Annotated in this window: 17 protein-coding genes; all 17 read right to left on the bottom strand. The window is 60.6% G+C overall.

What is annotated here, in order from left to right; translation table 11 throughout:
* Positions 1 to 3 precede the first annotated feature (3 nt).
* The 17 genes from G6N74_RS02100 to rplR all read right to left on the bottom strand — a co-directional run bounded on the left by G6N74_RS02100 (position 4) and on the right by rplR (position 13,942).
* On the bottom strand, positions 4 to 870 hold the full coding sequence (locus G6N74_RS02100; protein ID WP_165114414.1) for a DMT family transporter: 867 nt from the start codon (positions 868 to 870) through the stop codon (positions 4 to 6).
* Between the two features lie 41 nt (positions 871 to 911).
* Positions 912 to 1,901, bottom strand: a complete 990-nt coding sequence (locus G6N74_RS02095) for an RluA family pseudouridine synthase (protein WP_165113691.1) — start codon at positions 1,899 to 1,901, stop codon at positions 912 to 914.
* 34 nt (positions 1,902 to 1,935) lie between these two features.
* Entirely contained in the window at positions 1,936 to 2,313 is a 378-nt protein-coding gene (crcB, locus tag G6N74_RS02090; protein WP_165113689.1) for a fluoride efflux transporter CrcB, read from the bottom strand.
* A gap of 43 nt (positions 2,314 to 2,356) precedes the next feature.
* On the bottom strand, positions 2,357 to 3,193 hold the full coding sequence (locus G6N74_RS02085; protein WP_165113686.1) for an aspartyl/asparaginyl beta-hydroxylase domain-containing protein: 837 nt from the start codon (positions 3,191 to 3,193) through the stop codon (positions 2,357 to 2,359).
* Positions 3,194 to 3,306: 113 nt separating this feature from the next.
* Positions 3,307 to 4,626 carry a replication-associated recombination protein A gene (locus G6N74_RS02080; protein WP_165113684.1) on the bottom strand — a complete coding sequence of 440 codons (1,320 nt, stop codon included), beginning with the start codon at positions 4,624 to 4,626 and terminating at the stop codon, positions 3,307 to 3,309.
* A gap of 10 nt (positions 4,627 to 4,636) precedes the next feature.
* Positions 4,637 to 6,226, bottom strand: a complete 1,590-nt coding sequence (locus G6N74_RS02075; protein ID WP_165113682.1) for a DegQ family serine endoprotease — start codon at positions 6,224 to 6,226, stop codon at positions 4,637 to 4,639.
* Between the two features lie 99 nt (positions 6,227 to 6,325).
* Positions 6,326 to 7,315: an ankyrin repeat domain-containing protein gene (locus G6N74_RS31355; RefSeq protein ID WP_205826488.1), complete on the bottom strand. Its 990-nt coding sequence runs from the start codon at positions 7,313 to 7,315 to the stop codon at positions 6,326 to 6,328.
* 112 nt (positions 7,316 to 7,427) lie between these two features.
* Complete coding sequence (rplQ, locus tag G6N74_RS02065) at positions 7,428 to 7,859, bottom strand: 50S ribosomal protein L17 (protein ID WP_091913585.1); 432 nt, start codon at positions 7,857 to 7,859, stop codon at positions 7,428 to 7,430.
* Positions 7,860 to 7,899: 40 nt separating this feature from the next.
* Complete coding sequence (locus tag G6N74_RS02060; RefSeq protein ID WP_091913584.1) at positions 7,900 to 8,910, bottom strand: DNA-directed RNA polymerase subunit alpha; 1,011 nt, start codon at positions 8,908 to 8,910, stop codon at positions 7,900 to 7,902.
* Positions 8,911 to 9,011: 101 nt separating this feature from the next.
* A complete protein-coding gene (gene rpsK / locus G6N74_RS02055; protein WP_091913583.1) occupies positions 9,012 to 9,401 on the bottom strand; it encodes a 30S ribosomal protein S11 in 390 nt (129 codons plus the stop codon).
* 144 nt (positions 9,402 to 9,545) lie between these two features.
* Positions 9,546 to 9,914, bottom strand: coding sequence for a 30S ribosomal protein S13 (rpsM, locus tag G6N74_RS02050; protein ID WP_165113678.1), 369 nt, complete (start codon positions 9,912 to 9,914; stop codon positions 9,546 to 9,548).
* 165 nt (positions 9,915 to 10,079) lie between these two features.
* Positions 10,080 to 10,697, bottom strand: coding sequence for an adenylate kinase (locus G6N74_RS02045; protein WP_165113676.1), 618 nt, complete (start codon positions 10,695 to 10,697; stop codon positions 10,080 to 10,082).
* Entirely contained in the window at positions 10,694 to 12,034 is a 1,341-nt protein-coding gene (gene secY / locus G6N74_RS02040) for a preprotein translocase subunit SecY (protein WP_165113674.1), read from the bottom strand. The genes G6N74_RS02045 and secY overlap by 4 nt, the downstream gene beginning before the upstream one ends.
* 131 nt (positions 12,035 to 12,165) lie before the next feature.
* The gene (rplO, locus tag G6N74_RS02035; RefSeq protein ID WP_165113671.1) at positions 12,166 to 12,642 is read right to left on the bottom strand and encodes a 50S ribosomal protein L15; all 477 of its coding nucleotides are present in this window, start codon (positions 12,640 to 12,642) and stop codon (positions 12,166 to 12,168) included.
* Positions 12,643 to 12,663: 21 nt separating this feature from the next.
* On the bottom strand, positions 12,664 to 12,861 hold the full coding sequence (gene rpmD / locus G6N74_RS02030; RefSeq protein WP_091913578.1) for a 50S ribosomal protein L30: 198 nt from the start codon (positions 12,859 to 12,861) through the stop codon (positions 12,664 to 12,666).
* Between the two features lie 23 nt (positions 12,862 to 12,884).
* Positions 12,885 to 13,454, bottom strand: coding sequence for a 30S ribosomal protein S5 (rpsE, locus tag G6N74_RS02025; RefSeq protein ID WP_091913577.1), 570 nt, complete (start codon positions 13,452 to 13,454; stop codon positions 12,885 to 12,887).
* A 128-nt stretch (positions 13,455 to 13,582) separates the two neighbouring features.
* Positions 13,583 to 13,942, bottom strand: a complete 360-nt coding sequence (gene rplR / locus G6N74_RS02020; RefSeq protein WP_165113669.1) for a 50S ribosomal protein L18 — start codon at positions 13,940 to 13,942, stop codon at positions 13,583 to 13,585.
* Between the last annotated feature and the right edge of the window lie 3 nt (positions 13,943 to 13,945).

The following is a 13,945-nucleotide window of genomic DNA, read 5'->3' as shown; positions in this document are numbered from 1 at the left end:
CACTCACTGAGGCAGCCGTCGCGGCGGCCTGTTGACGACGATCAGGCCGATAGCAATCAGTCCGAGCGCCAGAAAGATCCTGACGGTGAGCGGTTCACCGAGAATGAGACCACCGCATAATACGCCAAAAGCCGGCGTCAGGAAGGCAAAGCTCGAAAGGCCAGATGCGGGATAACGGCGCAGCAGCCAGAACCAAAGCACATAGGTGAACGCTACGACGTAGACGGACTGGAAAAGCAGCGCCAGCGTCGGCACCAGCGCGAACTCGCGAACGGACGGGCCGGCGAAAGGCAGCACGAATGCGCCGACCACCGCCGCCCCGGCCAGTTGGTAGAGCAGAAGTTTCTCGGCGCTCGTGTTCGTCAGATTCGAACGCTTTATGACGATATTGGTCAAGGCCCAGAGAATGCCTGCGCCGAGACTCATAAGATCGCCGATCAGTGTCCCGCTCGCCCCGAGCTTGTCGGAAAAAACTGCAACCAGACCCGCAAATGCCAGCAAAAGGCCTATCAGCTTGCGCGTGGTGATGCGCTCGCCAAGCAGGAAGTGTCCACCGATCAGCACCCAGAACGGCATGGTGTTGACCAGAAGCGTGTTGCGCGCAACCGTCGTATGATCAAGGCCTATGTAGAGAAACAGGAATTCGAGACCGAAAAGCACGCCCACCGCGACGCCCGAAACAAGCGTGCCGTCTTTCCTAAAGAGCGCAATGCCGCGCCAACGGCACCATGCCAGAACGAGCGCACCGCCAATGACCGCGCGGGCGATCGAGAGAAAGACCGGATCGTAGCCGGCATAGGAAATTTTTGCGGCGACGCCGTTCAGTCCCCACGAAAAGGTCAGCCCGACCATGATGGCCGCCGCCGCCATGTCGATGGAATCGCGGCGATCGATCGTGCCCGCGGCGTGGCTCACGCTTCCTGCTCACCGTTTGCATCGTCAAAGCCGATAAGGTTCCAGCTCTGACGCATATGCGGCGGCATCGGCGCGGTCACGTCGATGACGCCCTTGTCGGGATGTGGAATGCGGATACGGCGGGCGTGAAGATGCAGGCGGTTCTGCATGCCGCCCGGAAAATCCCAATTGGTGTCGGCTTCGAAATATTTCGGATCGCCGATGATCGGGCAGCCGATATAGGCTGCATGTACGCGCAATTGGTGCGTGCGGCCGGTATGCGGCTCCATCTCCAGCCAAGCCAGGCTCTGCGCTGCCTGTTCCAGCACGCGGTAATAGGAGACGGCATGATCGGCGCCGCGCTCGCCGTGCTGGGCAACGCGCACGCGGTCACCATCCGGCGTCGGTTCCTTGATCAGCCATGTGGAGATCTTGTCCTCGCGCTTCTTCGGCACGCCCTTGACCAGCGCCCAATACGTCTTCTTGGCGTCACGACCACGGAATGCCTCGGCAAGTTTCATCGCGGCAAGACGTGTGCGCGCGACCACCAGAACCCCGGAAGTGTCGCGGTCGAGCCGGTGAACGAGGCGCGGCTTTTCGCCCTTCTTGCTGCGCCAGGCCTCCAGCATGTCGTCGACATGCCGCGAAACGCCCGAGCCGCCCTGCACCGCGAGGCCTGCGGGTTTGTTGAAGACGAAAACCTTCGGGTCTTCATAAAGCAGCATCTGGGCCAGCACGTCGCCATCATCCTGGTTACGGATGGAGTGGCCGGTCAGCATGCCCTCGCCGCCCTTCTTGTCGACATCGAGCGGCGGGATGCGGATCGTCTGGCCCGGCTCGACGCGCGTGTCGGCCTTTGCCCGCCCGCCATCGACACGGACCTGGCCCGAGCGCAACAGTTTCTGAAGGTGTCCGAATCCCAGCCCGGGGAAGTGGTTCTTGAACCAGCGATCGAGCCTCATGCCCGTTTCGCCGTCCTCGACCTTGATCTGCTCTACGCCTGCCATTGTGCCATGTCCGTTTCAATCCGGCGCAATAGCATCAGCCGACGCTTCTTACGAGCCACAATCCCAGAAACAGGGCAAGAATAGCGCCTATTACGCTGACAAGCACGTATGCAAGGGCCGGAAGTGCAGCTCCGCGCTCCCAAAGTACGGCAAAATCGAGTGAAAAAGCCGAAAACGTCGTGAAGCCACCGAGAATGCCTGTCGCAACAAACAGCCTGACCTCGTTCGACGCACCGAAGCGCCGCGCCAGAAGCTCGACGAACACGCCCATCGCAAAGGAGCCGGCGATGTTTATGGCCATAGTGCCCCATGGAAACGTCATCCCCACCAGCCTCAGCGCTGCGAGATTGACGAGATGGCGAAGCGACGCGCCGATGGCGCCGCCAATGGCGACGAGGACCAGATTATACATGGCAGACTTGATAGCGGATCGGGTGCGGCCGCGAAAGATACGGTTACTTGGCCGGCACCGCCGCCTTTGGCTTGCGCGAACCGATCATCTTCCAGTTCTTGTAGAACATCGCCTTCATGCGATCGACGCTGATCGAGATCACCGACAGCATTGCCGACAGGAAGCCCGGAACCGGAGACGGACGGATGATGTCCATGAACACGCAATAGCGGCGGCCGTCATGCTCGTTGACCGAGCGGTGCAGCAGCGTGTCGTCGAAGATGAACAGGGGGTTCTGGTACCAGAGCTGCTTGGCGTCGCCGCATTCAATGAAGATCTGATCGGTCTTTGCCGGAACCAGATTGTAGAGCACGCGCAAGGTCAGCCGCAGCGGACCAAAATGGTAGGACGTCGATTCACGTCCCGAGAAAACGGATACCGCTATCGTCCTGATATATTTGAATTTCTGGGTAAACTCAGGAACGTTGTCGATGTGCTGCTTGCCATACCATTGGTAGACATACATGCCCCGACGCCCGCTTTCGAAATTCGCATCGATATCGGCAATAATCTCGGCCTGCCGGCTCTTGAAGACGTCCAGGACCTGATCCACCTCGCGGCGATAGTCGTCGGGAAACTGCTCCAGCTTCCACACGCCCCAGTTCTTGTAGGACAACAGGTCGACGAAGAGATTGAAGGGTGAAAGCAACCAGGTGAACATGCCGTTGCCGAGGAAATAGAGGCTGAACAGCCGATGGTTCTTACGGTCGTTGCGCAGCACGTCGACCAGCCCGCAAAGCAGGAACAAGGCGGTGATGATGGGAATGAAATAGAAAGCCACGGCCAGAATGAGCACGGCTATGCCGATCTTGCGAGCGGTCTTGAGAGACTTCTTGTCCATGAATCTTACCGAAAAAGGAATTGCGGTACAAAGCACATGTCGATGACAAGTCGTTGAAACGCCTGTCGATCAAGCGGCGCAATCGCAGCGCCGAATCTTTGGCAAAATTACGATCAATCGCCGCGACCCGATTTTTCCCGCCGAAGTTTCGCCCAGTAGTCGAGCCGCTTTCTGATATCGCGCTCGAAGCCGCGCTCAGGCGGATCGTAAAACGTCTGACGGCCCATCTTTTCCGGAAAGTAATCCTGGCCGGAAAAGGCCTCGGGCTCGTCGTGATCGTAGCGATAGCCTGCGCCGTAATCCTCGCTCTTCATCAGCTTGGTCGGCGCGTTGAGAATATGCTTGGGCGGCAGAAGCGAACCATGTTCCTTCGCCGCACGCGTTGCCGCCTTGAAAGCCGTATAGACGGCATTGGATTTCGGCGCAGTGGCGAGATAGACGCAGGCCTGCGCGAAGGCCAGTTCGCCTTCCGGCGAGCCGAGATAGTCGTAGGCGTCCTTGGCGGCATTGGCGATGACCAGCGCCTGGGGGTCGGCAAGGCCGATATCTTCCACGGCCATGCGCACCAGTCGCCGGCCGAGATAGAGCGGGTCTTCGCCGGCATCGAACATGCGCGCGAGATAATAGAGCGCCGCGTCGGGATCGGAACCGCGCACCGATTTGTGCAGGGCGGAGATCAGATTGTAATGGCCGTCCTGGCCCTTGTCGTAGATCGGCGCGCGGCGCTGAACGATGCGCTGCAGGCCCTCGGCGTCGAAAACCTCGCTCGGCCTCGCAGCGCGCCAGACTTCCTCGGCAAGCGTAAGTGCCGCGCGGCCGTCGCCATCGGCCATGCGCATCAGGACCGCCCTCGCCTCGTCGTCGAGCGGCAACGCCTTGCCTTCGGCCTCCTCGGCCCGCAGAAGCAGTTTTAAGATGCTTTCCTCACTGAGCGACTGGAACACCAGCACCCGCGCGCGCGACAGAAGGGCCGCATTCAACTCGAAGGATGGATTTTCCGTCGTCGCCCCGACCAGGATAACCGTGCCGTCTTCCATGACGGGCAGAAAAGAATCCTGCTGGGCGCGGTTGAAGCGGTGGATCTCGTCGACGAAGAGCAAGGTCTGGCGGCCATTGGTGCGGCGCAGCCTTGCCGTCTCGAACACCTTTTTCAGGTCGGCAACGCCCGAAAAAATCGCGGAAATCTGCTCGAAGGCCAGTCCGGTCTCGCCGGCGAGCAGCCGCGCGACCGTCGTCTTGCCGGTTCCGGGCGGTCCCCAGAATATCATCGAGCCGAGCGAGCCGGATCGGATCATGCGCGTCAGCGCGCCGTCCTCGCCGGTCAGATGTTCCTGGCCGACGACCTCGCCGAGGCTTGCCGGACGCAACCGGTCCGCAAGCGGCCGGCCGGGCGGGGCTTTGTCGGGTTCGTCGGCCTTGAACAAGTCGGCCATGGGGTGCTCGTCAGTAACGCAGCATCTGGCGAAGCAGTTGCCCGTCGCGCTCGATCGTGAAACGCCACCAGCGCGCGTCCTGCTCCGCGACCTGCTTCAGCTTCTGCGGCGTGTCTATGACCTCACCATTCACCTCGCGGATGATATCGCGCGGCTGCAGGCCGAAACGCGCGGCCGGTGAATTGCGGTCGATATCAACGACCGAGACTCCCGTCGTTTCGGCCTTAAGGCCGAGTTGCTGCGCCAGCCGCGGCGATAGCGACGCCACCTTGGTGCCCGAAAAAGGACTGCGGCCGCCAATGGTAACCTGCGCCGGCGTCGCGTCTGCCGGTGGCCGCACGGGCGTGATGTCCGCCGTCTTTTCGGCACCCTGGCTCAAAACGTTGAGCTTGGCGGGAGCGTCGATGGCGATCGTCGCGAGACGATAGCCCAGCGCATCGACATGCTCGATGGCAACGCCGTTGAGCGACAGAACCACGTCACCCGGCTTCAGGCCGGCCTTGGCGGCAGGCCCATCAGGGATAACCGAAGAGACGAGCGCGCCGGTCGGCTTAGGCATGCCGAGCGACTCGGCAATCGCTGCCGTGACAGGCTCGAAGGCAGCGCCGATGAACGGTCGCTCGAAATAGTCCCTGCCCTGCTTGGCCGATTCGACGACCGCCCGCACCATGTTGGAGGGAATGGCGAAGCCGATGCCGATCGAGCCGCCGCTGCGGCTGTAGATGGCGGTGTTGATGCCGACGAGCTGGCCGGTCATGTTGATGAGGCCGCCGCCGGAATTGCCGGGATTGATCGCCGCATCGGTCTGGATAAAGAAGCCGAAATCCGACACGCCGATATGCGAGCGGGCCAGCGCCGAGACGATGCCGCTGGTCGTGGTCTGGCCGACGCCGAAGGGGTTGCCGATGGCGAGCACCAGGTCGCCGATTTCCAGCGCATCGGAATCGCCGATCGGGATGGATGGGAACGGCTTGCTATCATCAATCTTCAGCACGGCAAGATCGAGCGACTCGTCCTTGAGCAGCACCTTGCTGGTGAATTCGCGGCCGTCGGAAGTCGCGACCTTGACCTCGTCGGCATTGTTGATGACGTGGTTGTTGGTGACAACGATGCCGCTCGGATCGACCAGCACGCCCGAGCCCAGCGACGACTGCATGCGCTGAGGCGCCTGGCCACCGAACTGGCTGCCGAAAAACTGTTCGAAGAACGGGTCGCCTGCGAAGGGCGAGCGCACGCGCACCTGCTGCGAGGCGTAGACGTTGACGACTGCCGGCGCGGTGTCCTTGACCAGCGGCGCGAAGGAAAGCTGGATTTCGGGGCGGCCGAACGGCAGGCGGCGTCCTTGCGGCGCAGGCGGCGGTGCCGGCTCCTCGACGCTCTTCAGAAGCTCATTCAGCACTTCCTTCAGGCCCGGCTGATCCGGCTGCTTGGCCTCCGGTGCCTGTGCTGCCGGCGGTTGCGCCGGCGCTGGTGCCACCTGCGGCGCAGGAGCGGCCTCAGGGGCCGGTGTTTCCTGTGCCAGAACAGGTCCGGCTGCAAACGCAGCAGCGACAGATAGCCAGGCGGCAATCAGGACAAACGGCAATCTTTTGGCGACCATACGAATCCTCCAGGGCAAGCGCGCCATTGTCACGATGAATGTGCAAAATGAAAGGCTTGACGGGCCCTTGAGAAGCTAAGCTCGAAATAATCTCCATTCTTACCACTGGTTCCCCGGGAAGAATGTCCGGACATTGAGGACTGTGCCCTGGCCATGGAGGTACAAAACCGCGGGTGAAGTACCGCCCTCCTTGGGCGGAAGTCTCACTTCCAGCGAGCGACTGCCATCGTTGTGGACAGAAACATGCAGGCTTCGTTGCCAATCGCCCAAATCGAAATCGGAAAGACCCTTCAGCAAACCGAATTGCCCCAGCATCGACTCCTCGTTTGAAAAAGGCTCGTCCGAAAGCGATTTGAAGGTAGTCCAATCTTTGGCAGCCGTAGCAGCCAGCACTTGCTCAATTCGCTGTAGCTCCTCCTTCGTGGCAAGTTCCGCTCCTCCACGAGTGGCCACGCCGGTAGCGATCTTGACAGCCATCTCCGAGAAACCGCGTTCACGCGCATGGTCCAACGGTGTCTTGCCATCGCGATCGGAAATATTCTTGGCGCCCGCAAACACAAGCAGTTCGACGATTTCCTCGTAAATCTCGCCACCATCGCCAAGGATCACAGCCTCCAGCAGCGCGGTCCAGCCGAGATTGTTGACGTGGTCGATGTCGATATCGGTTTCGAGCAGGATGCGCACCGTATCCGGGTAGCCATGGTGCGAGGCCGGAATGAGGGCGACGCCACCGTAGCGGTTGGTATCCTTGAGATTGGCCTTTCCGCTTGCCAGTATCGCCTTCAGGATTTCATTGCGTCCTTCCGCACCGGCATAGAGGAACGGTGTATCCTTGATGACGTCCTTGGCATTGACGTCCGCACCCGCTTCGATGAGCGCCTTGGCAACCTCGACGTGGTTCGCTCGGGTAGCCAACAAAAGAGGCGTTCGCGCTGCACGGTCACGAACGTCAACCTTCACGTCCTGCGCCAGAAGGGTTCTCACCTCGTCAGTATTACCGGCGGCAGCAGCTTCCAAGAGCATGTCGTTCCTCTCTCCCGCAATCAGGACACTGGCCGAAATCATCAACGCTACGAAAACAGTCGCCATGCCTGCAACAATCGATCTTGTCGTCATAGGCAAGGATAGCGCTGCAACCCATCAAAAAGCAAAAGGGGCCGCAAGGGCCCCTTCGCAAAATTCAGTGATGCAAAAAGCCGGATTATGCGGCTTCGGATTCCGAATTGGCTTCTTCAGCCTCGACGCGGGCGCGGTCGCCTGCACCCTTGGCCGAGGTGTCGCGATCGACGAACTCGATCACGGCCATCGCGGCGTTGTCGCCGTGACGGAAGCCGGCCTTCATGATGCGCAGATAGCCGCCGTTGCGGGTGGCATAGCGCGGCGCCAGCGTGTCGAAGAGACGCTTGACGACGGCCTCGTTGCCGATCTGTGCGATGACCTGACGGCGAGCGTGCAGGTCGCCGCGCTTGCCCAGTGTCACCAGCTTCTCGACGATAGGACGCAGGTCCTTCGCCTTGGGAAGCGTCGTTGTAATCTGCTCATGCTCGATCAGCGAAACTGCCAGATTGGCAAACATCGCTTGGCGGTGGCTTGAGCTGCGGCCTAGCCGGCGTCCGGCAAATCCATGGCGCATGGCCCTACTCCTTTAAATCCTGGTTCACGAGGCCTACGCCTCAATACTGATCTTCGTAACGCTTGGCGAGATCTTCGATGTTTTCCGGCGGCCAGTCGGCCACTTCCATACCGAGATGGAGACCCATCGCAGCCAGAACTTCCTTGATCTCGTTCAGCGACTTGCGGCCGAAGTTCGGGGTGCGCAGCATCTCGGCTTCGGTCTTCTGGATCAGGTCGCCGATATAGACGATGTTGTCGTTCTTCAGGCAGTTGGCCGAACGCACCGAAAGCTCGAGTTCGTCGACCTTCTTGAGCAGAGCCGGATTGAACGCCAACTCGGTAACCTGCTCGGCGGCAACTTCCTTCTGCGGCTCGTCGAAGTTGACGAACAGGCCAAGCTGGTCCTGCAGGATGCGCGCGGCGAAAGCCACGGCATCTTCGCCGGTAACCGAGCCGTTGGTCTCGATCGTCATGGTCAGCTTGTCATAATCGAGAACCTGGCCCTCGCGGGTGTTCTCGACCTTGTAGGAGACCTTCTTGACCGGCGAGTAGAGGCTGTCAACCGGGATAAGGCCGATCGGCGCGTCTTCGGCGCGGTTGCGGTCTGCCGGCACGTAACCCTTGCCGGTGTCGACGGTGAACTCCATGCGGATTTCAGCGCCCTCGTCCAGCGTGCAGATGACGTGGTCGGGGTTGAGGATTTCGACGTCGCCCACGGTCTGGATGTCACCAGCCAGAACAGCACCCGGACCCTGCTTGCGCACAACCATGCGCTTGGGGCCGTCGCCTTCCATGCGGATGGCGATTTCCTTGATGTTGAGCACGATATCGGTCACGTCTTCACGCACGCCGGCGATCGAAGAGAACTCATGCAGAACGCCGTCAATCTGAACTGCGGTGACGGCAGCGCCACGCAGCGACGACAGAAGTACGCGACGCAGCGCGTTGCCGAGCGTCAGGCCAAAGCCCCGCTCGAGCGGCTCTGCGACCAGAGTGGTCAAAGTCTTTTTCTTCGACGAGAACTCGATCTTGTTCGGCTTGATCAGTTCCTGCCAATTTTTCTGGATCATTTTGTCTTCCTTCCGGTTCCCCGCCACCATCCAATCGTGGCGGGCGATCTGGAAAAACCGCACAAGCGCCCAATGCGCTTATGCGGCGATGAAATCACAAACTAGACGCGACGCTTCTTGCGCGGGCGGCAGCCATTGTGCGGGATCGGCGTCACATCACGGATCGAGGTGATGGTGAAGCCACCGGCCTGCAGCGCGCGCAGAGCCGATTCACGACCCGAACCCGGACCGCAGACTTCGACTTCCAGCATGCGCATGCCGTGTTCCTGCGCCTTCTTGGCGACGTCTTCGGCTGCCATCTGGGCGGCGAACGGCGTCGACTTGCGCGAGCCCTTGAAGCCCTGAGCACCGGCCGACGACCAGGCAATGGTGTTGCCCTGTGCGTCGGTGATGGTGATCATCGTGTTGTTGAAGGTCGAGTTGACGTGAGCGACACCCGACGAAATATTCTTGCGTTCGCGGCGGCGAACTCGTGCGGCTTCCTTGGCCATGATGGTCCTTTCAGTTGATCTCGTCACCGCCGTAATACCAGCGGCTACACCAGGAGAGAGGGGAGCAGGGAAATACTGCAGCAGGAGAATAGGGACGAACCCAAAACCTACTGCCTTACTCCCCTATTCCCTTATTCCCCTAAATTACTTCTTCTTGCCGGCGATTGCCTTGGCGGGACCCTTGCGGGTGCGCGCATTGGTATGCGTGCGCTGGCCACGAACCGGAAGCGAACGGCGATGACGCAGGCCGCGGTAGCAGCCGAGGTCCATCAGGCGCTTGATGTTCATCGAAACTTCGCGGCGCAGATCGCCCTCGACCTGATAGTCGCGGTCGATGGTTTCGCGGATTGCAAGAACTTCAGCGTCGGTAAGCTGATTGACGCGGCGCTCGGCCGGGATGCCGACCTTCTCGACGATCTCGGCGGCAAACTTCTTGCCGATACCGTGGATGTACTGCAGCGCGATGACTACGCGCTTGTTGGTCGGAATATTGACGCCAGCTATACGGGCCATTTTCTTCTCCATGTAAGCCGGTCAAGCCGGCGTTATTGTTGACCCGCGTCCGGTGGAGACCGGCCCTTGCGGGTGTTCCTGGTTCAATGCGAGCGCCTCATCCTAACGGACAAGCCAACCTGACGCCTGAATGGGAGACGGGCCGCTATAGTCCAGAAGAGTCAATCAGTCAACAGGTTGGCTGACTTTATTTCTCTTCACCGTTTCGGAAAGGATAGATTCGATCTGCGAAGTGACGGTTTCGATCTCCGCCATGCCGTCAACCGACTTCAGCATGCCCTTGGCATAGTAGTAGCCAATCAGCGGGGCTGTCTTCTTGTAATACTCCCGCAGGCGTTCCTCGAACACTTCCGGAATGTCGTCCTTGCGCACCGGCCGACCGGCAGCCTTGGCTTCTTCAGCGCGCTTGACGATGCGGCCAACCAAAGCCCTGTCATCGACAACGAGCTCGATAACGGCGTTCAATGCCAGGGAGCGATCTGCCAGCATAGACTGGACCGCGTCTGCCTGAGCCAGAGTGCGCGGATATCCATCGAGGATGAACCCCCGCGCGCAATCGGCCTGATCGATGCGCTCGGCAACGATGGCATTGACTATGGCATCTGAAACCAGCTCGCCGGCGTCCATCACAGCCTTGGCGCGCTTGCCGACCTCGGTTCCGGCATCAACTGCCGCGCGCAGCATGTCGCCGGTGGAAAGCTGCGGTATGCCGTGCTTTTCGACGAGCCTCTGTGCCTGCGTCCCCTTGCCCGCCCCCGGCGGTCCAAGCAATATCAGCCTCATTTAGTTCTCTTCCCTCCCCGAAGCTTGGATTTCTTGATCAGCCCTTCGTACTGATGGGCGATCAGATGACCCTGGATCTGCGCAACCGTGTCGAGCGTGACGCTGACGACGATGAGCAGCGATGTTCCACCAAGATAGAATGGAACGCCAGTGGCCGAAATCAGGAATTCGGGCAATAGGCAGACAAGCACGAGGTAGATGGCGCCGATGACCGTGATGCGGGTCAGCACGTAGTCGATATATTCGGCCGTACGCTCACCGGGGCGATAGCCCGGAATGAAGCCGGAATGCTTCTTGAGCTGGTCGGCCGTATCCTTCGGATTGAAGACGATAGCGGTGTAGAAAAAGGCGAAAAACACGATCATCGCGGCATAGAAAGCCATGTAAAGCGGCTGTCCATGGCCAAGAGCAGACAGGATCGTGCTTGCCCAGGCAGGCATGTTGGTCGTGGCCGAGAAGCCTGCAACCGTCGCCGGCAGGAGCAGCAGCGACGAGGCGAAGATCGGCGGAATGACGCCGGCGGTGTTGAGCTTCAGCGGCAGGTGCGACGTATCGCCCTGGAACATACGATTCCCGACCTGGCGCTTCGGATATTGGATCAGCAGGCGGCGCTGGGCGCGCTCGAAGAAGACGATCAGCGCGATGACGACGATAGCCAGAATGATGATCGCGAGAATCAGCGCGGTCGACAGAGCGCCGGTGCGGCCGAGTTCCAGCGTGCCGCTGATGGCATGCGGAAGGCCTGCAACGATGCCGGCGAAGATGATGAGCGAAATGCCGTTGCCGATGCCGCGTGCGGTGATCTGCTCGCCGAGCCACATCAGGAACATGGTGCCGCCGACCAGCGTAATGACGGTCGAGGCGCGGAAGAACAGCCCAGGATCGGCGACGATGCCGTTGCCGCCCTCAAGTCCGACCGAAATACCGTAGGCCTGAACGAGAGCGAGAAGCACGGTGCCGTAGCGGGTGTACTGGTTGATGACCTTGCGGCCCTGCTCGCCTTCCTTCTTCAGCGCTTCGAGCGACGGGATGACCGACGTCATGAGCTGCATGATGATGGAGGCGGAAATATACGGCATGATGCCGAGCGCAAAGATCGCCATGCGGCTGACCGCGCCACCGGCAAACATGTTGAACATGCCAAGAACGCCGCCGGACTGCGAATTGAACGCCTGGGCGAATGCGTCGGGATTGATTCCGGGAAGCGGAATGTAGGTGCCGAGCCGGTAGACCAGCAACGCGCCCAGGGTAAACCAGATGCGTTTCTTGAGATCCTCGGCCTTGGCGAAGGCTGCGAAATTCAGATTCGATGCAAGTTGTTCAGCAGCCGATGCCATGCAAAAGTCTCCGCTTGGTCACGCTCGAAAGCCCGCGCCGGGCGGCACGTGTCGACGAAGCCACGAGATAGGCTCCGGACGGCAAAGATGCAAGCGGCCACCGATGATGGCAGCCGCTTGATCCGATATTGTTACTCGGCCTCAGCTGCCTTTACAGGCACCTTCACCGAGCCACCGGCCTTTTCGACCTTCTCGATGGCTGCCTTGGAGGCGCCGGCGATGTCGAAAGAAACCTTGCTCTTCAGTTCACCATCGCTAAGCAGACGCACGCCGTCCTTGACGCGGCGGATAACGCCGGCCTTGACCAGCACGTCAGCCGTAATGGTTTCCTTGGCGTCGAGCTTCTTGGCATCGATCGCGGTCTGGATGCGGGCCAGCGACACCGTCGCAAAGCTCTTTGCGAAGATGTTGTTGAAGCCGCGCTTCGGCAGACGCCGGTAAAGCGGCATCTGACCACCCTCGAAGCCGTTGATGGCAACGCCCGAACGAGCCTTCTGGCCCTTCACGCCGCGACCAGCAGTCTTGCCCGAACCCGAGCCGATGCCGCGTCCGAGACGCTTCTTCGAATGGGTTGCGCCGTCCTTGTCACGCAGTTCGTTGAGTTTCATGATCTTTCTCCTGCGCCCGGCTTATTTCTCGTCCACGACGCGGACGAGATGCTGCACTGCGGCGATCATGCCGCGCACCGAGGGTGTATCCTCGAGGGTACGCTGGCGATGCATCTTGTTGAGGCCGAGGCCGACCAGCGTTGCGCGCTGTTCCTTCGGGCGGCGGATCGGGCTGCCGATCTGCTCGACCGTGATCGTCTTGGTAGCTTTCTTAGCCATGGTCGTAATCCTTGCCCGTCCGACTATTCTTCGGCGGCGACGGCAGAGCCGCGACGCGCCTGAAGGGTCGAATACTTGATGCCGCGCTGAGCAGCCACATCCTTGGGATGCATCTGGTTCTTCAGCGCATCGAACGTCGCGCGCACCATGTTGTACGGGTTCGACGAACCCATCGACTTGGCGACGACGTCATGCATGCCGAGCGTCTCGAAAACAGCGCGCATCGGACCACCGGCGATGATACCGGTACCGGCCTTGGCGGAGCGCAGCAGGACGCGGCCAGCACCATGGCGGCCTTCGACATCGTGGTGAAGGGTACGGCCCGAACGCAGCGGGACGAAAATCAGGTCGCGCTTTGCCGATTCGGTTGCCTTGCGGATAGCCTCAGGCACTTCGCGCGCCTTGCCGTGACCAAAGCCGACGCGGCCCTTCTGGTCGCCGACGACGACGAGTGCCGCAAAACCGAAGCGCCGGCCGCCCTTGACGACCTTGGCGACGCGGTTGATGTGGACGAGCTTGTCGACAAATTCGCTGTCGCGCTCTTCACGGTCACGACCGCCGCGGTTGCGGTCATCCCTACGTTCTTGTGCCATATCCTGTTCCTTGTTTTTTTCCGGAAGCACGGGGGTTAAAAACTGAAGTCCGGCGTCTATAACAGAGCCGGACTTATTTCAACTGTCGATCATGCGACGAGGCGCCACGCGCCTCGCAACAAATCGGATCAGAAGCTCAGGCCGGCCTCGCGGGCGGCTTCGGCAAGCGCCTTGACGCGGCCGTGATAGATGTACGGGCCACGATCGAAGACGACTTCCGTGACGCCGGCCTTGGAGGCGCGTTCGGCAAGCAGCTTGCCAACAGCGGCAGCAGCCGCGACATCGGCGCCGGTCTTCAGCGAGCCCTTGATGTCCTTTTCGAGGGTCGAAGCGGCAGCAACGGTGTGGCCCTTCGAGTCGTCGATGATCTGCGCGTGGATGTTCTTCGACGAACGGTAGACCGACAGACGCAGACGGTCGCCGGAGACCTTCTTGAGTTGACGGCGAACGCGCGCGGCGCGGCGCTGGGTGGTTTCCTTGGAAGCCATAAT

The sequence above is a fragment of the Mesorhizobium zhangyense genome, assembly GCF_011045115.1.
Taxonomy (GTDB): domain Bacteria; phylum Pseudomonadota; class Alphaproteobacteria; order Rhizobiales; family Rhizobiaceae; genus Mesorhizobium_M; species Mesorhizobium_M zhangyense.
Note: the sequence above shows the minus strand (reverse complement) of the source record. Positions and strands in the feature narration are given on the sequence as shown.